This window comes from Deefgea chitinilytica (assembly GCF_016881405.1).
GTDB classification, from domain to species: Bacteria; Pseudomonadota; Gammaproteobacteria; order Burkholderiales; family Chitinibacteraceae; genus Deefgea; species Deefgea chitinilytica.
In genome coordinates, this window is record NZ_WOFE01000001.1 from 248,394 (window position 1) to 269,304 (window position 20,911).

At 48.8% G+C, this 20,911-nt stretch carries 22 protein-coding genes; 11 read left to right on the forward strand and 11 right to left on the reverse strand.

The features are described 5' to 3' along the window. The first annotated feature begins 34 nt into the window (after positions 1–34). From GM173_RS01100 to yiaY, 3 genes are all read left to right on the forward strand, one after another. On the forward strand, positions 35–304 hold the full coding sequence (locus GM173_RS01100) for a TfoX/Sxy family DNA transformation protein (protein ID WP_203569487.1): 270 nt from the start codon (positions 35–37) through the stop codon (positions 302–304). A 101-nt stretch (positions 305–405) separates the two neighbouring features. Next, positions 406–1,470 (forward strand): alpha/beta hydrolase family protein, encoded by a 1,065-nt coding sequence (locus GM173_RS01105; protein ID WP_203569488.1) that lies wholly within the window; start codon positions 406–408, stop codon positions 1,468–1,470. 165 nt (positions 1,471–1,635) lie between these two features. Further along, the gene (gene yiaY, locus GM173_RS01110) at positions 1,636–2,787 is read left to right on the forward strand and encodes an L-threonine dehydrogenase (RefSeq protein WP_203569489.1); all 1,152 of its coding nucleotides are present in this window, start codon (positions 1,636–1,638) and stop codon (positions 2,785–2,787) included. Between the two features lie 129 nt (positions 2,788–2,916). Here yiaY and GM173_RS01115 read toward each other — a convergent pair whose 3' ends face one another. Genes GM173_RS01115 through GM173_RS01135 form a run of 5 tightly spaced genes read right to left on the reverse strand, consistent with a single transcriptional unit; the run spans position 2,917 to position 6,635 of the window. Then, positions 2,917–3,846, reverse strand: a complete 930-nt coding sequence (locus tag GM173_RS01115; protein ID WP_203569490.1) for a TIGR01777 family oxidoreductase — start codon at positions 3,844–3,846, stop codon at positions 2,917–2,919. Between the two features lie 52 nt (positions 3,847–3,898). Then, entirely contained in the window at positions 3,899–4,366 is a 468-nt protein-coding gene (locus GM173_RS01120; RefSeq protein ID WP_203569491.1) for a DUF2269 family protein, read from the reverse strand. A 10-nt stretch (positions 4,367–4,376) separates the two neighbouring features. Then, the gene (locus tag GM173_RS01125) at positions 4,377–5,621 is read right to left on the reverse strand and encodes an SDR family oxidoreductase (protein ID WP_203569492.1); all 1,245 of its coding nucleotides are present in this window, start codon (positions 5,619–5,621) and stop codon (positions 4,377–4,379) included. A 47-nt stretch (positions 5,622–5,668) separates the two neighbouring features. Beyond that, on the reverse strand, positions 5,669–6,064 hold the full coding sequence (locus tag GM173_RS01130) for a thiol-disulfide oxidoreductase DCC family protein (RefSeq protein WP_203569493.1): 396 nt from the start codon (positions 6,062–6,064) through the stop codon (positions 5,669–5,671). 28 nt (positions 6,065–6,092) lie between these two features. Continuing rightward, entirely contained in the window at positions 6,093–6,635 is a 543-nt protein-coding gene (locus GM173_RS01135; RefSeq protein WP_203569494.1) for a GbsR/MarR family transcriptional regulator, read from the reverse strand. Positions 6,636–6,823: 188 nt separating this feature from the next. Here GM173_RS01135 and GM173_RS01140 point away from each other — a divergent pair, with 188 nt between their 5' ends. The 3 genes from GM173_RS01140 (at position 6,824) to GM173_RS01150 (ending at position 9,888) form a co-directional block, all read left to right on the forward strand. Next, a complete protein-coding gene (locus tag GM173_RS01140; protein WP_203569495.1) occupies positions 6,824–7,438 on the forward strand; it encodes a hypothetical protein in 615 nt (204 codons plus the stop codon). A 143-nt stretch (positions 7,439–7,581) separates the two neighbouring features. Next, positions 7,582–8,559 carry a sulfite exporter TauE/SafE family protein gene (locus GM173_RS01145; RefSeq protein ID WP_203569496.1) on the forward strand — a complete coding sequence of 326 codons (978 nt, stop codon included), beginning with the start codon at positions 7,582–7,584 and terminating at the stop codon, positions 8,557–8,559. A gap of 129 nt (positions 8,560–8,688) precedes the next feature. After that, positions 8,689–9,888, forward strand: a complete 1,200-nt coding sequence (locus tag GM173_RS01150) for an MFS transporter (protein WP_203569497.1) — start codon at positions 8,689–8,691, stop codon at positions 9,886–9,888. 82 nt (positions 9,889–9,970) lie between these two features. Here the strand turns inward: GM173_RS01150 and GM173_RS01155 are convergent, their stop codons facing one another. After that, positions 9,971–10,540, reverse strand: coding sequence for a hypothetical protein (locus tag GM173_RS01155; RefSeq protein WP_203569498.1), 570 nt, complete (start codon positions 10,538–10,540; stop codon positions 9,971–9,973). Between the two features lie 537 nt (positions 10,541–11,077). Between GM173_RS01155 and gspL the strand changes: the two genes are divergently transcribed. Genes gspL through gspN form a run of 3 tightly spaced genes read left to right on the forward strand, consistent with a single transcriptional unit; the run spans position 11,078 to position 13,334 of the window. After that, a complete protein-coding gene (gene gspL / locus GM173_RS01160; protein WP_203569499.1) occupies positions 11,078–12,121 on the forward strand; it encodes a type II secretion system protein GspL in 1,044 nt (347 codons plus the stop codon). Further along, positions 12,118–12,594, forward strand: coding sequence for a type II secretion system protein M (locus GM173_RS01165; protein WP_203569500.1), 477 nt, complete (start codon positions 12,118–12,120; stop codon positions 12,592–12,594). The genes gspL and GM173_RS01165 overlap by 4 nt, the downstream gene beginning before the upstream one ends. After that, positions 12,591–13,334, forward strand: coding sequence for a type II secretion system protein N (gene gspN / locus GM173_RS01170; protein ID WP_203569501.1), 744 nt, complete (start codon positions 12,591–12,593; stop codon positions 13,332–13,334). Before GM173_RS01165 ends, gspN begins: the two co-directional genes overlap by 4 nt. Before the next feature lie 107 nt (positions 13,335–13,441). Here the strand turns inward: gspN and GM173_RS01175 are convergent, their stop codons facing one another. The 5 genes from GM173_RS01175 to GM173_RS01195 all read right to left on the reverse strand — a co-directional run bounded on the left by GM173_RS01175 (position 13,442) and on the right by GM173_RS01195 (position 18,620). After that, complete coding sequence (locus tag GM173_RS01175; protein WP_203569502.1) at positions 13,442–13,819, reverse strand: SHOCT domain-containing protein; 378 nt, start codon at positions 13,817–13,819, stop codon at positions 13,442–13,444. A gap of 48 nt (positions 13,820–13,867) precedes the next feature. Next, positions 13,868–14,092, reverse strand: coding sequence for a LapA family protein (locus tag GM173_RS01180; protein WP_203569503.1), 225 nt, complete (start codon positions 14,090–14,092; stop codon positions 13,868–13,870). Between the two features lie 172 nt (positions 14,093–14,264). Next, positions 14,265–15,737: a type II secretion system ATPase GspE gene (gspE, locus tag GM173_RS01185; protein WP_203569504.1), complete on the reverse strand. Its 1,473-nt coding sequence runs from the start codon at positions 15,735–15,737 to the stop codon at positions 14,265–14,267. Beyond that, positions 15,737–17,746, reverse strand: a complete 2,010-nt coding sequence (gene gspD / locus GM173_RS01190; RefSeq protein ID WP_203569505.1) for a type II secretion system secretin GspD — start codon at positions 17,744–17,746, stop codon at positions 15,737–15,739. The genes gspE and gspD overlap by 1 nt, the downstream gene beginning before the upstream one ends. A gap of 76 nt (positions 17,747–17,822) precedes the next feature. Then, positions 17,823–18,620, reverse strand: a complete 798-nt coding sequence (locus GM173_RS01195) for a hypothetical protein (protein WP_203569506.1) — start codon at positions 18,618–18,620, stop codon at positions 17,823–17,825. A gap of 335 nt (positions 18,621–18,955) precedes the next feature. On the opposite strand from GM173_RS01195, the gene gspF reads away from it, so the two are divergent. Both gspF and gspG read left to right on the forward strand, forming a co-directional pair. After that, the gene (gene gspF / locus GM173_RS01200) at positions 18,956–20,158 is read left to right on the forward strand and encodes a type II secretion system inner membrane protein GspF (protein WP_203569507.1); all 1,203 of its coding nucleotides are present in this window, start codon (positions 18,956–18,958) and stop codon (positions 20,156–20,158) included. An 81-nt stretch (positions 20,159–20,239) separates the two neighbouring features. After that, a complete protein-coding gene (gene gspG / locus GM173_RS01205) occupies positions 20,240–20,662 on the forward strand; it encodes a type II secretion system major pseudopilin GspG (RefSeq protein WP_203569508.1) in 423 nt (140 codons plus the stop codon). Positions 20,663–20,911: the final 249 nt, after the last annotated feature.

The window sequence follows — 20,911 nt, forward strand, 5'->3', positions numbered from 1 at the left end:
CGTTGCTGCCTTGCTGTCCAGTATGGAGGACACAATGACTCAATTGCAGCACCTCAAAGGCCTTGGTCCGAAAAGCCAAGCCATGTTGGCGAAAGTGGGCATTGTCAGTGTCGAGCAATTTATGGCGGCTGATCCATTTCAGATTTACGCGCAACTGCACGCCACGATACCCAATTTATCCCTCAATATGCTGTATGCGATGCTGGGCGCGCAAGAAAACATTCATTGGCAAGTCATCAAAGCGGAACGAAAAACTGAAATACTGATGCGGCTAGATGATCTAGGCTTAGCGCCAAAAAAGTAATCCAAGCTTGTGGGTATTGCTACGTAGATAATCATTGGCAAGCTTTATAGTGATATACATCGGGTTTTATTGTATGGGTACGGATTAAATTGAAAATTAAATTGAGCAAGCGGTTTTGGGGAGTATGTGTTTTTATTTGCTTATTGCTGCTTGGTTTGTTGTTTTTGGCTGAGCGGCATGAAGTCAAAGCGCAGCAGCAGATTGAGCTTAGTTTTAAGCACGATCAAAATCAGCTCGTTGGCACACTATTATTGCCTGCGGGGCAGGGGCCATTTCCTGTGGTGGTGTTGGTTCACGGCGATGGGCCGCAAACAAGGGGAGTGGATCGCTACACGCAAATTATCAATGCGTATTTAGCGGCCGGTATTGCTTGTTTTACTTGGGATAAACCGGGCACTGGCGACTCAACTGGTGATTGGTTGCAACAATCGATACAGCAAAGGGCGCAGGAAACCCACGCCGCGATGCAAATGTTGGCGCAGCGAGCGGATGTTCAAGCGCAAAACATCGGCTTGCTGGGATTTTCACAAGGCGGCTGGGTTTTACCCAAGGTGGCCGCGATGAATCCAGCTCCCGTGTTTTTAATTACCGTCGGGGCGGCACTGGATTGGCGGGCGCAAGGTGAGTTTTTTACTCGACAGCGCCTAAGACGCGCGGGATTAAATGCGTTAGAAATTGATAAGGTCATTCAATGGCAGCGTGCTGCGCCGCAACCATCCATTTCGCTCAGTTTTGCAGAATATAGCCAACAATTTCAACAGTACTTAGCCACATTTCCTGCCCCCAATGGTGCCAATACAGTACCGCTGTCTGCTGAACGCTATCATTTTATCGCGCTCAATATCGATGCCAACTCAAGCCAGCAGCTGACCGCGCTGCAGATTCCCTTATTGGCGATTTGGGGGCAGGATGATTTAAATGTAGATGCAAAGGACAATGCGCAAGCGTTTTCAAGCTTGCTCAATGTTAAGAACAATTCAAAACACCAAGTTGTCGTTGTTCCGCAAGCAGATCATACGATGCTGGATTCAGCAAGGTTCAATATGCAATTACCTAGCGAGTGGACGTGGTGGATGACAGTGCGCTATTTCATCGCGGCTGAAGATGCATTTGCTCCAGCATTTTTACCCCTGATTGTGGATTGGGCTAAGCAGCATTTTGTTTAGATTTTGACCCGCCAAATGAGGCTGGTATTGAGCAAATCAAGCTGAATGTGTATTAGTTTACAGAGCCATTTTGCTTACTATTAAGCATGATTTAGCGCAAATTCTTACGTAAAAAATCAGCGTAGTCTGTGCCTACACCATTTCAATTTTGATGAAGGCAAGATCATGACTACGACTGCTTTTTTTATTCCCAGTGTGAATTTGATGGGCGCTGGCTGTTTGGCTGATGCGGCCAAAACGATGCAAGGCTATGGCTATAAAAAGGCCTTGGTCGTGACCGACGCGCCCTTGGTCAAAATCGGCGTTGTCCAACGCGTGACTGATCTACTCGCCACCCAAGGTATCGCCACCGTTGTGTTTGACGCCGTGCAACCTAATCCAACCACGGCGAATGTGGCAGCAGGTTTGGCGCTATTGCAAGCCAATGGTTGTGATTGCGTGATTTCATTGGGCGGCGGCTCGCCGCATGATTGCGCCAAAGGCATTGCGCTGGTGGCGGTCAATGGCGGTGAGATTAAAGATTACGAAGGGCTAGATAAATCAGCTAAGCCTCAATTGCCGCTGATTGCCATTAACACCACCGCGGGCACCGCCAGTGAAATGACGCGTTTCTGTATTATCACCGATGAAGCGCGCCACGTGAAAATGGCGATTGTCGATAAACACACCACGCCGATTTTATCAGTGAACGACCCTGAACTAATGTTGCTCAAACCCGCTGGCCTCACTGCGGCAACGGGTATGGATGCGCTCACTCATGCCGTGGAAGCCTATGTTTCCACCGCCGCGACGCCGATTACCGATGCCTGTGCACTGAAAGCCGTTGAAATCATCAGCCAATCACTGCGCCAAGCAGTAAAAAATGGCGACGACATCGTGGCGCGTGAGCAAATGGCCTACGCGCAATTCTTGGCAGGCATGGCGTTTAATAATGCGTCGCTCGGCTATGTACACGCGATGGCGCATCAGTTGGGCGGTTTTTATGATTTACCGCACGGTGTTTGTAACGCCATCTTGTTGCCGCATGTTCAGGCGTACAACAAACAAGTGGCTGCCAAACGACTTGGCGACATTGCCCGTGCGATGGGTGAAACAACGACAGGTTTGACCGACGATGCCGCGGCTGATGTGTGCTTGGCGGCGATTCGCAAGCTTTCGGTGGATGTCGGTATTCCTACTGGTGTGGCGCAATTGGGCGCGAAAGAAGAAGACATCCCGACTTTGGCAACCAACGCCCTGAAAGACGCCTGCGGTTTGACCAATCCTAAACAGCCGACGTTTGAAGAAGTCTGCGCGATTTATCGTGCTGCTTTGTAATTAAGCCGCTGACAGCAGAAAAGCCGCCTTCGTTTCAGGCGGCTTTTTTGTGATCAGTGTTTTTACTCGGCGTGGTTTTGCAAACAGCTCTGCGTACAATTGATCCAAACTCGGGCCAAATAGATAATATTATTTTCCTAGGTATGAGTCTAAAGCACTTATTAATGTTGGATATTTAAACTTATACCCCTCGTCAAGTAACCTCTTAGGTACGACGCGCTGACCTTTGGTAAATAGTGCCCCCATTTCGCCAGCCAGCATATCAATGATACACGCTGGGGTGACCAGAAAAGTCGGGCGGTGCAAGGCTTGACCGACCGCTGTGGCAAATTGCGCTTGCGTCGGTGCTTCTGGGGCAGTGAGATTGTATGCGCCGCTCATGCTGGCGTCGCTCATCGCACGCAAAATCACGGCGATCACATCATCACGATGCACCCAGCTCATCACTTGTTGCCCGTCGCCCATACGACCGCCAAGGCCAAAATAATACGGCGTGATCAGTTTAGGTAGCGCGCCGCCTTTGTCATCATGTGAGCAAAACACCAAACCTAGCCGCAATCGCACGACGCGTACGCTGAAATTTTCAGCCTTTTGTGCCGCGGCTTCCCATTTTTGGCACAGTTCAGACATAAATTCGTCTTGCGGCGGCGCAGATTCGTCGAGCGCTTCATCGCCACGGCAGCCGTAATAACCAATCGCTGAGCCATTCACCAAAACGCTCGGCTTAACAGTTGCTCGGGCAATCCATGACATTAGTCCCTCGGTCGTGCCAACGCGGCTATCGAGTAAAACTTGCTTGCGCGCCGCCGACCAGCGTGGCCCAACTACCGGGCTACCCGCTAAATTGACGACGACATCAAACTGCGTGTCGTTGGTTAATTCATCCCAGCGCTCAAAAGCACTGACTTTGCCGTTGAACTTTTTAATGGCTGCGGCAGCTTGGCGGCTATAGAGATGGACGCTGTAACCCGCCGCAAGCATTTGCTTGACTAGCTCACTGCCAATAAATCCAGTGCCGCCAGTGATGAGTGCTGTTTTGCTATGTTGTGCTGAGTGCATGGCCTGCTTCCTGAGAATTGGTAAAAAGATTAAAACATGTTTGCGTGAAATCTTAGATCGGTTTGTTGACCATCAGCCAATACACCACGATTAAGCTAATAAATGCGGGAAACCCCAGTACAGTCCACATACGCTCAAAGCGCCAATAACGTGCCGGTAGCGCGGTATGATCGCGCGCTGCGATTTGCGCCATATCGCGCATTTGCAGTTGCAGCCACACGACGGGCAGCCAGCATGCACCAGCCAGCGCATACAGCAGCATAGACCACAACAACCAAGGCGAGTTCAGTGGATAAGCCAGCCAATACACCATCAATAGGCCAGAAATCGGCTGAAAGATGACCGACGGCGTGGTGAACCACCAGTCAGCGCGCGCTACCCAGCGCGTAATCACGGCAATCGCTTGTACATTACCACTGCGATTGGTGACAAACATATAAAACGCCGTACCCAAGCCAGTTCCAAACATCAGCGTGGCCGACAAAATATGCAGCCATTTAATCAGTAAATAGTGTTCCATGTTGTGCTCCTTATCTGTGGCGCGGTGTTTTGAGTTGATCAAGCATCAGTAGTAAAGCCAAAATTGGTAGATTTTTCAGTAGCGGCCCAAAGGGATGCCACAGAAATTCAGGGATTTGAATCGCAATGATGACGCTGTAAAACAGCACTAGAACGATTTGCCAGCGCCAATAGCGATTGAGTAGGCAAGCAATACCAAAAGCCACATCCAGAGCGACCGAGCCATAAAACAGCAGTGGCTGCCATGTCGCGCTCATTCCGGCTTGGCCAAGCAAGGCGAAACTATCGGCGCGCGGAAAGTGCCAACTCACCACGGCAGTGAGCAACCATACGGCGGCTAAAGACCAGCGCAAAAGGGGTAAAAGCCAGGCGAGTAATGCAGCTTGCCGTTGTGTTTCGCTCTGTGCCGCATCGGGTACGGCGGCTTTGGGACTACGCCCGAGTAATTCGCGCATTGGATTCTCGTCGCCGGTATTATCCGCTTTGAGCATCGCTAAACTATCGGCGTTGAGTAAAGAAAAACCCATGTATTGACACACACGCATTGCTAAATATTGCTGCCAAGGATATACCTTGATGCTGATTGTGTTTTTCATGTTCATTGCACTGCGTAATGCTTGCCACCATTGATGCAAGGGCATCGCTGTTGCTCCAACGGCTTCGACGATTTGATGGTTGGCGGCACGTGCTTCAATTAATTTGACTAACAGCGCAATCACATCATCTAAATGTACCGGCTGAACTTGGCTCAGTCCCTGTAAATCGGGTAATAGCGGCAAGCTGGCGATTTGGCAAAACACTTGGCTGCTCGTGCCGTTGGGGGAGTAGATTAAGGAAGGACGCACGATAGTCCAGTCCAGCTGGCTTTTCATCAAAGCTTCATCCGCTTCACCTTTGCTACGCCAATACGGCGTAATGGCCGTACTGGCCGCGCCGAGTGCCGAGATTTGAATAACGCGCTTTAAGCCCAATTGCTCGCAAGCGGCAAACAAAGCGAGCGGGGCTTTCACATGGAGATCAGCAAATGTTTGTGTCGCGCTTTCACAAAAAATCCCCACCGCATTGACCAGCACATCGACATTGTTAAGATGTGGCAGCCAATCTTGCGGCTGTATTAAGTCAGCAAAATTGGCGGAAATCTCGTCGGAATTGCTGGCGTGACGACTCAAGATTGCAACTTGATGACCGCGCAGTCGTAGTGCAGTGGCTAATGCCGCTCCAATTAGTCCACGGCCGCCGAGAATAAGGATATGCATGCTTATTTCCTTTATTTCTGTTTAGAGAGAAATATCTGGGCAAATGTTTACAGCCGACAGATTCCATCATGGCAACGTGGTGCAAAGCCGAGCAGGGCGCTAATCCGATAGCGATGCCGCGCAACCCAGGCGTACAATCGTGCAACAGTAGGGCGAGTCAGCCGCCAAGTGAGCGGCCCAGTCCACCAGCGACTGCCAATGCTGCGATACAGTGCAGCAATGGTATCAACTCCAATCAGCATTACGCCATCATCGCGACGAACGTGCAGCAATTGCTGCATCTTGTTCATCTCCAAGCCTTCGCCATATTGGCTTGCTGCAAACTGCGGGTGGCTAATATCAATCGCAGTAAAGTGGCGATTGACATCTTTGCGAAGTAAGCGCAGCACTTCAAAGCGGCACATCGGGCAAGCATCATCATAAAAGATCTCATAGTGCGGCATGGTAAGTCTCCTCAGTTGAATGACTGAATTACGTATCGTCTTTGCCAAACAGCGATGCCAATTGACCCAGTTTGCTCCCCATTTTGAGCAGTTTGATCACGGTGCTGGGGGGTAATTTTTTGAAGTCATCGTAGCCGTACATCAGCACTTCTAAAAACTCCAGCACTTCATCCATTTTTTTTCGGGTGGCGGCTTCGATTTCAAAGTCGGTTTCAGCTTCAATCGCGCATTCGCGCAGCACGGTGAGTGTAGGGTCGAGTTCACGTTTTTTGCGTTCTTCGGTAATTACGCGAAAGATTTCCCACACATCTTGCAAGGCCACAAAGTGGTCACGCCGATCGCCCAGTTCGTGTTGAACTTTGACCAAACCCCAGCTTTGCAGCTCTTTGAGACTGTTGCTGACGTTGGAGCGCGCGACGTTGAGCGTTTCCATGATGTCATCGGCGGTCATCGGATGATTGACTAAAAAAAGCAGCGCATGAATTTGCGCGACCGTCCGATTCACCCCCCAGCGCGTGCCCATTTCACCCCAATGGACGATATATTTTTGCATAGTCGGGCTGAGTTTCATGATTTTCCTTTGTTTCTGTCTTTACAGAAATTAAATACCTAAATTGATATCGCTGCAAGTTATTTTTTGTGCTGTGCATTAAAAATGCGTGTGAGTTGGAGTTCGTGAAAATTTAATTTAAGGTGGCTAGTTTCGAGATATTCTGTGCTCTGGGCTGCAGTGTTTTTTCAATCTGATGAGGTGTTTCAATGACTGGCATTTTTGATAAGGTAAAAGAAGTATTAGGAACTGCAGAGCAAGCAATTGAAGTGGCGGCTGAGCAAGCTGCAGTTAAAGCCGCGCAATTGGCCGATCAAGCAGGCCAATTCACTGATGAACTTGCATTTAAAGCGGCTGAGTTGGGCGATCAAGCCACCATCGCTGCTGAGCAGGCTTTGGATTCGGTTAAGGACAAATCGGTGGAGCTAGCCGAAAAAGCCGAGCTACTGGCCGATCAGGCTGCTTTGAAAGGCGCGGAGCTCGCGGATAAAGTTGGCCAAGTGGCTGATGAGGTGGTGCTTAAAGCTGCGGATTTGGGCGACCAAGCGGTGATTGCTGTCGACCAAGCGTGGGATGCGACTAAGGAGACGGCGAGCGAAGTGGCGAGCAAGACTGAAGTTTTGGCAGATCAAGCTGCGTTAAAAACAGCTGAATTGGCTGATAAAGTAGGTTTGGTTGCCGATCAAGCGTTGCTGCAGGCTGCCGATTTGGGTGACCAAGCCAAGGTAAAAGCGGCTGAGTTAGCCAGTAAAGCTGGCGAGCACGTCCAGCAGGGGATTGCGAGCGTGAAACAGGCAGTATCAGATGAGAGTCTAAAAAGATAAGTTGCTTGAATGTGATATCGATGAAACCGAGCTTTGCTCGGTTTTTTTATAGTTTAAATGATTATAAGCAGGCAATTAATTGTTCTAATTTGGAATTTGTATTTCGCTTACACTCTCGAATCAATTTTTATTCGAGTTGCATCATGAAAATTCGTCATCCTGATTTATCGGCTACGCCAGAAAACATCGAGCATCAGGCGATTGGCATCCCGCCACTGGATGAGGCCATAGGTAGCCAACGACAATTTTGGCAGCGAAAACGTTTTATTGGTTTGGTCTTATTGGTCATCGTGACAACGCTAGGTTATGCCTTGCAACACGTGAACGAGCCATTGCAGCAAAGTACCTTCAGCGCGGTACATTATGTGCTGACTTCGCCGATGTTTTGGCTGGCGGTAGGCGTGGGCTTTGCGGCACAGGCGATTGATGGCGCGCTCGGGATGGCGTATGGAATTAGCTCGAATACTTTTTTGATTGGGATTGGTGCCAGCCCTGCTTCGGCGTCAGCGGCAGTGCACGTGGCTGAGGTCTTTACGACGGGGTTTTCGGGTCTGTCGCATTTGAAGTTCGGAAATGTGGACAAGGCGCTGTTTAAGCGTTTGGTGTTTCCCGGGGTGGCAGGCGGCGTGGTCGGCGCATATTTGCTCACCAGCATTGATGGCAAACTGATTAAGCCCTATATCGCTGCCTATTTATTAGTGATGGGGCTATATATTCTGCGTAAAGCGTGGTTGGCTACGCACCCAAAACCACATTCAAATGAAATTAAACACGTTGGCCCTTTAGCGTTGTTGGGTGGTTTTGTTGATGCGGTCGGCGGTGGTGGCTGGGGTCCTGTGGTGACGTCGACTTTAGTTGGACGTGGCAATGATCCGCGTAAAACAATTGGCACGGTGAATGCGGCTGAGTTTTTTATCGCTTTTTCAACTGCGGGTGCGTTTTTGCTCTGGGCGGAAATGGATCACTGGTTGCTGGTGGCAGGTTTGATTGTTGGCGGCTTGTTTGCTGCGCCGTTTGCGGCTTGGCTGTGCCATAAATTGCATGCTCGCACATTGCTGTGGATGGTTGGCTTCTTGATTTCATTGCTGAGCGTGTTTAACCTCTATAAATCTCTTAGCTAAGGATAGGGGTATATTGATAAAACCATTATTAAATAATGGTTTTGTATAGATACTTCTTTTGTGTAATTCTCCATTGTCATAGTTTTCGATTCGGGTAGACTGCAAAAACACTGTTTGTAGGTTTACCCGATGCCACTTTCTTCCCGTCAAGAACTCGCCATGCTGATTACGCTGATGCTGGTGATGTTTACCACCATCGCTGATTTTATGATCATGATGCCGTTGGCTTCTTATCTGATGGCTGAATTTCAGATTAATACCGCGCATTTCGGTTTATTGGTTTCGGCTTATTCATTGGCGGCGGGATGTTCAGCCTTGCTCGCCTCTTCACAAGCGGATCGCTTCGATCGACGCCATGCCTTGCTGTTTTGTTATGCTGGTTTAATGTTGGCAACGCTGGCCTGCGGCCTCAGTAATGGTTTTTATACTTTATTGGCGGCACGGGTGTTGGCCGGAATATTTGGTGGGGTGATCGGCTCAATTGCGATGGCGATTGTCGGCGATTTGATTCCGCCTGAGCGCCGAGGCCAAGCGATGAGTTGGGTGATGCTGGGCTTTTCGATTTCAGCCGTGGCTGGCGTGCCTTTGGGCTTGTGGTTGGCGGCGCAAAGTGGCTGGCGGATGCCGTTTTTTGCTTTAACGGGAATTTGTGCCTTGGTCGCGATCGCGATGGTAGGTTATGTTCCTCCGGTTCGGGCGCACTTGGCAGCGCTGAATCATGATGCAAATTGGTTGGATAATTACCGCGAATTATTGACCGTGCGGAACCACTGGTGGGCGGTTGGCTTGACGGCGATGCTGATGATTTCGGGCTTTATGGTGATTCCATTTATTGCGCCTACTATGGTTGCCAATGTGGGTTTGCCGGCAAGTGATTTAATGTATTTCTACCTCGTGGGCGGCGCGGCGACCATTTTTAGTCGCCCGATGATTGGTCGTTTTACTGATCGTTACTCGGCCAAAACCGTGTTGCCGTGCTTGATTGTTGCGAGTTTTGTACCGATTTTGCTCGTCACGCAAAATTTTAAAATTGGCTTGCCATGGCATTTGGCTATTTCGGTGTTATTTTTTATCTTTGTCAGTGGGCGTTTTATTCCTGCGACCACCATGGTGACTGCCGCAACGCAGCCGCAATTGCGGGGACGATTGATGGCATTTAACTCTGCGATGCAAAATTTTGCCTCTGGCGCGGCCTCACTTTTCGCTGGACTGCTGCTGACGCAAGACGCGCAAGGCCATTTGCATCATTATGGCTGGATTGGTGTTTTGAGTTGTGTGGCTGGTTTGTTGGCGATTTGGATCGCTAAACGGATTCAGGCGGTCTCTTAGCGGCGCTTGATGCCGGCTGATTGGGAAAACTTGGTACTTGATCGCTTAACTCTGCTGGCATCGTCGTAAAGGTGCGCGGCGCTCAAAAATGAATTTTGATTTGTGCCGCAACAAATCCTTCGAGATCGACGGATTTGATCGTGGGAACAACTACTAAATTTACGCCAAAGTGGTAGGGTGTTTCCAGTGAGATAAATAATCCGCCAGCTGGAATGACATCGTATTTGTTTACTTTCGTTTTGTATCCAGTCAATAAGCCTGCTGTGGCGCCTAGTGATAGATTCCCATTTTGACAAAATTCCAACTGCAAGGGGGTCCAAGCCAATTGGGCGTATAGCGAATTTTGTCGAATTGAATTGCGATAGCCGCCAAGCATCCAATGCCATAAACCGTTGCTCCGTTCGATGCCAATTCCGGGATTGTTTTCTGATAAATCACCATCATGAACCATGTCACGGTTGTAATGGTGTGTCCAAACTGGGCTGGTAATCCAAGTTCGCCAGTCATTATGCGTATTCATCCTGGTAATAAAATCCGGTGTCAGTTCACCAAAAGCTTGGGTGCTGCTGAGCTCGTTTTCTTGAGCATGGCTCAGTCCAATATGGCACAGCAGGGTCACAATCGCGACGGGGATGATGGTTTTGAGTTTCAATATGACGCCTTTCTTGCTGCGGTTTAAAGGTGTACTGCGGGTCTATTTAAAAAACTTAGATAAGCCCTTCTTGTTTTACAAACTTAAATTTTCTGTAGTCAGTGAAGGTTGAGTGCATCCACACTCGGATATGAAAGATTGTGCTACTTGGCGTATCTGTTCGCTTGATGGTGCTCGATTTTGAAGGAACCTATTGGGTATTTGCTTGTAGGTATTAATTTGAATGGTTTTGGGCTTTATACTTTAATATTTTTGACTGTAAAGCTGCCTTTGCTTGGCATGCTATTTTGATTGCTAGCTATAAAGATTGACTTAAAAACTTATTAAAACTGTCAAAAAAAATTCATTCGTATCGCAATCTGAGTTTGTTGCGAACAGATTGAATTAGAGCGCTAGGCAAAGTGCACATCATCTTGCTTGATTTAATGTCCGTGACAAATTGCAGCTGATTTTTGCGCTTCGCATTTTCCTGACATAAAAGTTGCGTACAATTAATTTGCTCGCGGCTTAGCCGCTTTTTTTATTGAGGTTGTTATTTTGGATCGGCTAGAGCGATTAATCATTCGGATGGGAGCAGGAGAAAAGCTAATTCACGATTGGCTGGGGTTTGATGCGAATGCGACCGTAGTGGCTTCGGGGCACGATTTACGCAGCTTGCCTGCCGCCATCAGTATTGATTTGACCATTCCTGCCGTATGGTTGACATCACATCGCTTGAATTTGCCCGCGGTGAATAAAAAGCAGCGTGAGTTATTGATTAGCCAAGCGCTGGAAGATCGCGTGTTAGGTGCATTTAGTGATTTGCACTGGGTGGCTGGTGCAGCTGAGGATGGTGCGACGACAGTTTGGCTGATTGAAAAAACACGCTTGGCTGCAATCACTGAATGGGTGGCGCAATCGGGCTTGCAGGTTGAGCGCTATTTACCAGAGCATTACTTATTGCCGCATCGCTTGAGCTATACGCAGTCGAGTGTAGGCATCGTTTTTTGCTCTGAGCAAGAGTCTGCATGGCTAGACAATGAGGCCGAATTATTGGCGCTATACCCTGAGCAATCGTTTCAATGCATCGCGGTATCCGAATTGGCTTTGCCCAAGCAAAATGCAGTGTCATTTTATCAACCTGCAAAGGTATCGCTCTCTAGTAATTGGAATGATTGGCGTATGGCGGTATACGTCTTGATTGGGTGTGCGTTTATTTATTTACTGAGTTTGTTGATTCAATGGCGTAGTTTGGCGCAACAGGAGCTGGCTTTGCGCCAAGAAATTCGGCAGACCTTTGCCAGTATTTTTCCAGGGGTGCCTGTGGTTGATCCGATTTTGCAATGGCAAAGTCTGCAAAATGCGGCCAATCGCGGAGGGTCAAACGCGTCAGGCGATGCTTTGGATTTATTGTATAAAACAGCTGGACAGATTGATTTGGACTTGGGCATCGATAGCGTGGAAGTGAAAGCGGGCAAGGTGAGTATGCTGCTAGATGAAGACAAAGCCGCGGCGTTGTTGGCTAAATTGACAGCGCAAGGGGCAAAAGTACAGCGCAACGCAATGCCGGATGGACGAGTAACGATTGAGGTTCAACCATGAGCGCGGTGATGCAGGTTTGGCAGCGGCAAGCGCAAGCGTATTGGCAGCAACGTCAGCCACGTGAACGGTTGATGTTAACGGTATGGTTGCTTGCTGTGCTATTTGCGCTGATGTATTTCGCCATTTATTCGCCGTTGAACACACAGATTGCCAAATTATCTAGCAACGTGCCACGTTTGGAAGGGTATTTGTTTGCGATGCGCGGTAGTAAGCCGGATGCCGTTCGCAGTAAGACGGCGACTGGTGATTTACGCAGCGCAGTATTTGCTGCTTTATCAGCCAAAAAAATCAGCGCGGATGTCCGCTCGATTTCCACGACGCAGCTAGAGTTACGTAGTTCGCACTCTTCAGTCAATGAAGCTTTGCAATTGGCCAATAGTTTGAAAACCGAATTGGCTGCGAAAGTGATTTCAATTCAAATTAAGCAAGATAATGGCGCTGCCGCTTTAGTGTTAGTGTTGGAGCGGACATGAAACCTGTAAAAACAAAGATGCATATTCATCGCAAGGCCATCATCGCGCTGCTCGTGATCTTCAGTCTTTTGGTCTTGCTTGCCAGAATGCCGATGAGTATCGTCGGTTGGTTTTTACCCAATTCGGTGAGCTTGGTGCAGGCCAATGGCAGTATTTGGGGTGGTCGAGCCAGTGCTTTGGGTTTGCAAGGTGTGGTGCTGCAACAAAATCTGTCGTGGCAATTTGAACCTAAAGCGTTATTGAGTGCTCGCTTGGCGTGGCAACTTCGAGCTGAAGCGTTGGGCATGAGCAATCAAGCTCGGTTGGTGTTGGGGCTAAGTGGAGCAGCGCTTGAAAATGTTGACGTCACATTTCCGCTAGAGGGCGTCTTTCGAGCGATGCCGAAAGTGGCTAACTGGGGTTTAGGCGGACGCGCGCAATTACGCAGTGCACGGCTGTCACGGCAGCCCGGTGATCAGGCTGAATTGGTGCTTGATCCAGTGTTTAGTCAGCTAGTGCCAGCGCTGACGCCGATTACCGTGCTGCGGCTTAATTTGAATGTGATTGATGGCGGAGCCAACTGGCAGATTGCTCCCGCTGGTGCCAGCGCAATTGCGGTTACTGGGAATGGCAATCTGCAATGGTCAGGCGCGGCGCAAGGCCGCATTAATTTGAAACCCGATGAACAAGTTCGGCAACAACTCGCTCCGTTGTTGCTGCAAGTACCGGCTACAGCAGAGGGTTATCAGATTCAATTTTAGGGCGCGTACTGTCTTGGCGCTGATGCTGAGCAAAAAGCCTGTGCAAACAAAAGCCACCGCACATGTCGGTGGCTTTTTGTGTTGAGGATGAAATTGATTGCTTGGGTTTAAGCCAGTGCTTTGGCTTTGAGTTTTGCAAACTCATCGGCTGAAATCGTGCCCGCATCCAGCAATGCTTTTGCATCGCTGATTTGTTCAGCTGGCGACTTAGCGGCTACTTGGCGAATATAGCTATCAGTATCTGATTTCATCCGTTCCAGCATTTGTTGTTGGCGTTGTGCCATACCGCGGCCGTGGCACAAAATATAAATCAGAGCAACGAAAGGAACAGGCAGGATTAAACCAATGACCCAAATGGCCTTACGAATTCCGCTCATTTCTTGATTGCGGAATAAGTCGCCAAAAATATGAAATAGCACGAATAAGTAAACAATAAACATAAACGCTTCAATGATGAGCCAAGCGAAATCCCAAATATTACTCATGGTAATTTAATTCCTATTAATAAATAAAAAGCGTAAAACCCAATTGGATTAATACGGTTTGCGTGTTGCTCGGTTAATCCAGGTGCGTAATAAAGAAAGTAGCGCACCACCAGTGACCATCCCTAGTGCATACACGGCAAAAACGAGCAGTGAGGCGGGCATGGTAATGCTAAGCGTAAATAAAGAAATCGTCACCGCGGTGAGATTTTGAAATTGAAATAGCACAACAACGGCAGTCAGAATAACAATGAGCGCAATATAAACGTAACGCATGATGTGTCCTCTTGGAATTTGAAATGGATTGACCAACTAGAAAATCATGATCAATTCAGATGGTGGATTACCAATAATCAATAGTGTAGGGTATTTAAAATTGCACATTCAGTCAAATCTAATTGCAAATGGCATGCTCACGGTTGGCTTGCCAACAGTTGTTCGCTTGCACCTATTGATGACGGGTAATTCGTAGCATTTCTTCGATGCTGGTCACGCCTTCAACAACACGCTCAATCGCATCATGGCGCAAACTGGTCATTCCTAAGCTTTCGGCATAGCTCCGAATGGTTTGTTCATTGGCGGCATTATGGATTAGGGTGCGCATCGCTTCGTCAACGACGAGCAATTCGTGAATGCCGGTGCGGCCGCGATAGCCGGTTTGTGCGCAATGCGGGCAACCGCTAGGACGATATAATATTGCAGGGGTATGCTCTCCAAGCTCTTTTAAATCATCGTCTGTTGGTGTATACGGTTGCTTGCATTCATTGCATAAGGTGCGAACTAGCCTTTGCGCCAACACGCCAATTGTCGATGAAGCGAGTAAGAAGGGCTCAATCCCCATATCGACTAGCCGCGTAATCGCGCTACTGGCGTCATTGGTGTGCAAGGTGGCCAATACCAAATGCCCTGTGAGTGAGGCTTGCACCGCGATTTGCGCGGTTTCTAAATCGCGAATCTCACCGATCATGATCACATCAGGGTCTTGCCGCAATATGGCGCGCAGTGCTCGCGCAAAACTCATATCGATACGTGGGTTGACTTGTGTTTGGCCGATGCCGTCGAGGTCGTATTCGATCGGGTCTTCTACCGTCATGATATTGCTATTTTTGGCATCCATACTACCTAGCGCGGCGTACAACGTTGTCGTTTTTCCCGAACCTGTTGGGCCTGTCACCAAAACAATGCCGTGCGGCGAGGCGAGTAATTGAGTTAGTGACTGCAGCGTTTTTTGCGCCATGCCGAGTTTGGCCAATTGTAGGCGACCCGCCGATTTATCGAGTAAACGCAGCACCGCACGTTCGCCATGCCCGGTGGGCAAGGTTGACACGCGAATATCGACTGGCCGACCCGCGATGCGTAAATTGATGCGACCATCTTGTGGAATCCGTTTTTCGGCAATATCGAGCGCCGCCATCACTTTAATTCGTGAAACTAAGGCCGCATGCAGGGCACGGTTGGGTTCGACCACGTCGCGGAGCGCTCCATCGACACGGTAACGAACCACCGAACGCGTTTCAAAGGGCTCGATGTGAATGTCGGACGCGTTTTCTCGCAATGCCTCGGTAAAAATCGCATTAATCAGTCGAATGACGGGCGATGATTCTTCGGCCTCCATCAAATCAGAGACTTCGGGCATGTCTTGAATCAGTCGCGCTAAGTCAGCCGATTCTTCAATGTCGTCGACCATATTCATCGCGCTGGCTTTACCGTCATGATGATTATTGAAGTGTTGCGTGAGCTTGGCATTAAACTCGGCTTCGGTCAGCACTACCAGACGACTTTGCCCCAATTGGCGCCGCAATTCACCCAGCGCGGCGATGCTGCCGCCTTGGCGCATGACAATCGACGTTGTGCCGTCCGTGATTTCGGCATCAAAAACACCGAACTCACGAGCATAAGCATAAGAAACAATCGACTTCATTATTGTGGGCTCGTGCTGGTCGTTGGTGCTGTGTCGTTGGATGACGCTTTCGGTTGCGGTGAATAGACCGATTTACCTGCTTCAGGAAGTCGCTCTGGCAGCTGAATCTTTGGCATATCTTGTAAAAACCAATGTTCGCCGATTTTGAAATCACCTTGTTGCTGACGCAGATATTGATAGCGATCATCCGCCAATTGGCTATTGGCCGCGCTATCGCGAATGACTACTGGGCGTAAGAAAATCATTAAATTAACTTTTTCATACTTTCGATTTTCAAAGCGGAATAGATGGCCTAAATAGGGCAGGTCGCCCAAGCCGGGTACTTGACTGTCATTATTGCTGACGCGATCTTCAATCAAGCCACCCAGAACGACGATTTGACCATCATCGACGAGCACTTTGGTTTCAATCGTACGCACTTTGGTGGCCAATCCGGCGCCGTTGGTATTGAGCGAGGAATCAACGCTAGAGACTTCTTGGAATACATTCAGCGTGATCACGCCGCCTTCAGACACTTGCGGGCGAACGCGTAGCTTAATGCCGACGTCTTTACGCTCAACGGTCACAAAAGGATTCGCATTCGCGCCAGTGCCATTTTGCGAGCCGGTGATAATTGGAATATTTTGCCCTACTGTAATTTTGGCTTCTTCATTATCGAGCATCAGCAAATTGGGCGTCGAAAGCACATTGCCATTACCGCTGCCTTGTAAAGCACTAGCCAATAAACCCAGCGATGCAGTGCCATCACGCGGATCTCCATTGAATAAGCCCAGCGTCATTCCCGCCGGAATCCCTGCTGGTGTTTTGGCCAGAATATTACTGATGATATTGCCAAGACCGCCGGGACCTGAATTGAGATTGGTCACCCCGCCTGCGCCAAATTTGTCATTGCCGCCAGCAACCAGCCATTGGAAGCCAAACTCAGAGAGTTTGGATAAATTCACTTCCGCAATCATCGCTTCGACATAAATCTGTGAGCGACGTACATCGAGTTTTTCGATCACCGCGCGCAGATTATTGTAGATATTTTGTGGTGCCGTAATGATCAGCGAATTGGTAGTGCTGTCTGCTTGAATACGCACGCTTGCGCCAGAAATTTGCACATTGGTGGCGGTATTGGTTTGCACATTGTTCGATGGGGTGCTGCTGTTGGTATTGCTCATCGAATTATTGCTGTTGGCTGTACTGGCGGCATCATCTTGACCTGTCAAGATACCTTTGAGCGTGCTAGCGAGCTTCACTGCATCTGCGTTACGCAAATAAATGACATTGATCGCACTGTCGGTGGTGGCCGCTTCATCCAGACTTTTGATCAATTGCCGTAACTGGCTGGCTTGTGGCGCATGCAAGGCGCGGATCATCAGGCGATTGCCGCGTGGATCAGGCACCACAATCGAGCGGCGCACGCCGTCCGGTGGTGGAATTGGTGCGCCACCGACTTGCACCGAAACCTCTGGCATTAAGCGGGCAATATTTTGTGCTACATCCAAGGCTGATGCATTGATCAGTTTGACTGTAAATACGTCAGTATTTTTGGGCTGGTCGATGTTGTCGATAATCCTTGCCAAGCGGCGAATATTATCGGCGTAGTCAGTGATAACTAAAGTGTTGCTAGTACCGGATTGATAGGCGCTAATTAGACTAGATGGCGTCGCCAAGGGGCGCAGCATCGTTGCCATTTGATTGGCGCTTTCATTATTGAGCGAAAAAATTTGCGTAATCACTTGCTCACCAGAGGCAAGCTCACCACGAACGAGTGTTTTATTGCTCAACGCTTTGCTGTCAGCTTCGGGTTGGATTTTGATCGCGCCATTACCTTGCACAGTGGAAAATCCTGCTTGGCGAAGTGCGGATTGTAAAATCGGATAAACCAGATCTTTAGCTACAGGTTGCGTAGAAACAATATTGATGGTGCCTTTGACGCGCGGATCAATAATGAAATTTTTACCCGTAATCAGGCTAATCGCTTTAATCGTGGTTTCAATGTCTGAATTGACGAAATTCAGCATGATTTTTTCGTTATCGTCAGCAGCAAAAGCAATCTGGCTACAAAGAAGTGCGGCAATTAATATTTTTTTCATGGGTTTAAGGATTGACGGTATAGCTAATGGTTTGCGGTTTATCTTGGCGTTGGATGAGCAAAGACAGATTAGTTTGCTGGCTAAAAGCGCCATAAAGTAAAGAAAGGTCGTCGAGTTTGTTTAGCGGTCGGCCATTGATGGCTTTTAGAATATCGCCGTCGCGGAGTTGCAAGACTTGTGCGAGTTGTTGTTGATTGGCTTGTTCCACCAAGATACCGCCAGCTTGGCTCGTACCCAAGCCTTTGCTCCAGTTGGCTAGATTGCCACCTTGCAAAATGCCCGTAAGTTGGCCACGGCTTAGAGTGATCGTTGCTGCCTCGGTATTGTTTGTGGGTGTATTGGCTTGAATTGGCGCTGCAGTACTGATCGCGGCTGGATTGAGCGAAGTGGGTGCTGATGCGGGTAAATAGACTTTGCTTTGTACACCGCTGCGCTCAAGTACGATGTGGTCTTTCATTGCCGCCACTAATTTGCCATATTGACCGACTTCTGCGCCCACTTTGACGGCCACTGCGCTGGCTTCAAGCCCCTCAATAATCGCAATCCCATCCCGCCCCGAAATCAGCGCTTTTAAGCTTAACCCATGACTGTCATTGCTGACGGCACTGCCTGTTTTAAATAAACGTAACACCGCTTCAGGGTTGAACGACTGTGTGTTGGGGGCTGGCTGTGCTAAGCGTAGCACTGAGCTGGTTTGATTGGGCGTGAGCATTTGCCAAAACAAACCGACAGCGATCCAGATAAAGAGGGCGATGGCAAGGTATTGAACTGCAAGCGCCAGATGTTTAATTGAAAAAGGCATAGTGAAGTGGCGCGGCCGCCTTAAATTCCCTGTAGAAGCATTTGATTTACTTATGTTCGTCATTATTGCGCGGTAAACTGCGGTACTCGATGCGATGTAGAGTCTGAATGCAGGCTGGAATCATTGTCTTTCGATGTAAACCTTGAGCCAATTGAGTGTTGTTCAAAAGTCCAGAATAGAAAATGCGGGGATTTCAGTTTTATCTATCCTTGAAATATTCAGGAGCAATTCAGTATTGAAACACATGTAGATGAATGTAATATGGCATTCATCCATTTTTAATTAAAATATTTTAGACATGAAAGGCGCAAGCTTGTCTTTCGAGCGACATTTTTGTGACGGCATTCCAATATCAAGCAGTTCCAATCTCCGGTGGTAAAACAAAGTCTGGGCAAATCGACGCTGATACACCTCGCCACGCGCGTAATTTATTACGTGAGCAAGGTTTGCTGGCGACACAACTGACTGAATTAGCTGCCGCCCAGAACCAATCAGCAAAGTTGAGTTTGTCGGGGCAACAATTAGCGACGCTGACGCGGCAATTCTCTGCTCTGCTGGATGCGGGTCTAACGATTGATGAACTGTTGATTGTATTGGCTGAGCAAACTGATCAAGAAAAAACTCGGCAAGTGCTGGCTGGACTGCGTGCTGATGTGATGTCGGGCTTGCCGTTGTCGAGCGGGATGGCCCAATTTCCTCGGGTGTTCCCGACGCTGTATCGTACCTTGGTCAAGGCTGGTGAAGAGTCAGGTAAATTGGCGGGCGTGATGCAGCGTTTGGCCGATTACCTTGAGGCGCGTGGCGAGCTTAATAGCAAAATTGCGATTGCCTTTATATATCCTGCAGTGGTGATGTTGGTGTCGGCCTTGGTGATTTTAGGGATGCTGACTTGGGTGGTGCCGCAAATGGTGCAGGTGTTTGAATCGGTCAAACAAACGCTGCCGCTACTAACACGTGCCTTATTGTGGACCAGTGCCGCGATCAAAAGCGCTGGCGGCTGGGTGTTGTTGATCGGCTTGTTCGCGAGTGTGGCTGGCTTTTACGCCTTGAAAAAGCCCGAATTGAAATTGCGCTTTCATATTTGGCGCTTAACATGGCCGGTCCTTGGTTATCTGGATCGATTGGCAAACACGGCGCGTTTTGCCAGTACCTTAGCGATTTTGGTGGGGAGCGGCGTGCCGCTGCTTAAATCATTAGACGCTGCCGAAGGCGTAATGAGCAATTTGAAATTACAAAGTGCGGTGGGTGAAGTGGCCGCCGAAGTGCGCGAAGGCGTGAGCCTAGCACGCGCGATGAAAGCAGCCGATGAATTTCCACCGCTGCTACTGCATTTGGTCGCCAGTGGCGAAGCGACCGGACGCTTAGCGCAGATGCTGGATCGTGCGTCAATTGAGCAAACTAAAGAACTTGATCGTAAAGTGACTGCATTTACCAGTTTGCTTGGCCCTTTGATGGTACTAGTGATGGGCGGCGTGGTGATGGTGATTGTGTTGGCGATATTACTACCAGTCTTTGAGATGAACCAGTTAGTGAAATAATTCACTAGCAAATGCTTGGCAGTATATGAGTGTGATCCTTATTTTTATTAGTTCTTATTTGTATACCTTCGTGGAGTTTGTGTGAGAAAAAGTCGTGGTTTTACTTTAATTGAAATTTTGGTCGTGGTTTCGATCTTGGCGATTTTGGGCGCATTGATTGTACCGAAAATTATGGATAGGCCGAACGAAGCGCGGATTGTTGCCGCTAAACAAGACGTGTCGGCGATTATGTCGGCACTGAAACTGTATAAATTAGATAACGGTCGCATGCCAACGACTGAGCAAGGCCTGAAAGCCTTGGTGGAAAAACCAACGACTGATCCGGTGCCGATGAATTGGAAATCGGGGGGGTACCTCGAAAAAGCGCCGAAAGATCCATGGGGGCAGGATTATGTGTACCTCAATCCCGGCGCCCATGGCGAAGTGGATGTGTTGAGTTATGGGCCAGAAGGCCAAGCGGGGGCGGATAAGCCTGAAAATCTGATTGGTTCTTGGCAGCAATGATTTTTGCTACTGCGAATCGCAAATCCTGCGTTATTACTGCGGGGAAAAATCCTCATTTACGAAATGTAAACTCCGGTTTTTCTCCTCGCAATGCCTTGTCTTTGCGGTTCTCGCTATGCAAAATCTAGCTTTTTTATGGCGATGTTTAGATTGGGTGTTGGTATTGTTCCGCACTCGTCTGGTTGGGGTTTTAAAATCCCTCCATATCAAGCCGACGAAGTCGGTGTAGATATAGGGTCGTCTTTCTTT

Bases quoted from the DNA above. Each gene is read 5' to 3' on its own strand.
- GM173_RS01100 (WP_203569487.1), top strand. From the start codon at position 35: ATGACTCAATTGCAGCACCTCAAAGGCCTTGGTCCGAAAAGCCAAGCC.
- yiaY (WP_203569489.1), top strand. From the start codon at position 1,636: ATGACTACGACTGCTTTTTTTATTCCCAGTGTGAATTTGATGGGCGCT.
- GM173_RS01115 (WP_203569490.1), bottom strand. From the start codon at position 3,846: ATGCACTCAGCACAACATAGCAAAACAGCACTCATCACTGGCGGCACT.
- GM173_RS01120 (WP_203569491.1), bottom strand. From the start codon at position 4,366: ATGGAACACTATTTACTGATTAAATGGCTGCATATTTTGTCGGCCACG.
- GM173_RS01125 (WP_203569492.1), bottom strand. From the start codon at position 5,621: ATGCATATCCTTATTCTCGGCGGCCGTGGACTAATTGGAGCGGCATTA.
- GM173_RS01130 (WP_203569493.1), bottom strand. From the start codon at position 6,064: ATGCCGCACTATGAGATCTTTTATGATGATGCTTGCCCGATGTGCCGC.
- GM173_RS01135 (WP_203569494.1), bottom strand. From the start codon at position 6,635: ATGAAACTCAGCCCGACTATGCAAAAATATATCGTCCATTGGGGTGAA.
- GM173_RS01140 (WP_203569495.1), top strand. From the start codon at position 6,824: ATGACTGGCATTTTTGATAAGGTAAAAGAAGTATTAGGAACTGCAGAG.
- GM173_RS01145 (WP_203569496.1), top strand. From the start codon at position 7,582: ATGAAAATTCGTCATCCTGATTTATCGGCTACGCCAGAAAACATCGAG.
- GM173_RS01150 (WP_203569497.1), top strand. From the start codon at position 8,689: ATGCCACTTTCTTCCCGTCAAGAACTCGCCATGCTGATTACGCTGATG.
- GM173_RS01165 (WP_203569500.1), top strand. From the start codon at position 12,118: ATGAGCGCGGTGATGCAGGTTTGGCAGCGGCAAGCGCAAGCGTATTGG.
- gspN (WP_203569501.1), top strand. From the start codon at position 12,591: ATGAAACCTGTAAAAACAAAGATGCATATTCATCGCAAGGCCATCATC.
- GM173_RS01175 (WP_203569502.1), bottom strand. From the start codon at position 13,819: ATGAGTAATATTTGGGATTTCGCTTGGCTCATCATTGAAGCGTTTATG.
- GM173_RS01180 (WP_203569503.1), bottom strand. From the start codon at position 14,092: ATGCGTTACGTTTATATTGCGCTCATTGTTATTCTGACTGCCGTTGTT.
- gspE (WP_203569504.1), bottom strand. From the start codon at position 15,737: ATGAAGTCGATTGTTTCTTATGCTTATGCTCGTGAGTTCGGTGTTTTT.
- gspD (WP_203569505.1), bottom strand. From the start codon at position 17,746: ATGCTGAATTTCGTCAATTCAGACATTGAAACCACGATTAAAGCGATT.
- GM173_RS01195 (WP_203569506.1), bottom strand. From the start codon at position 18,620: ATGCCTTTTTCAATTAAACATCTGGCGCTTGCAGTTCAATACCTTGCC.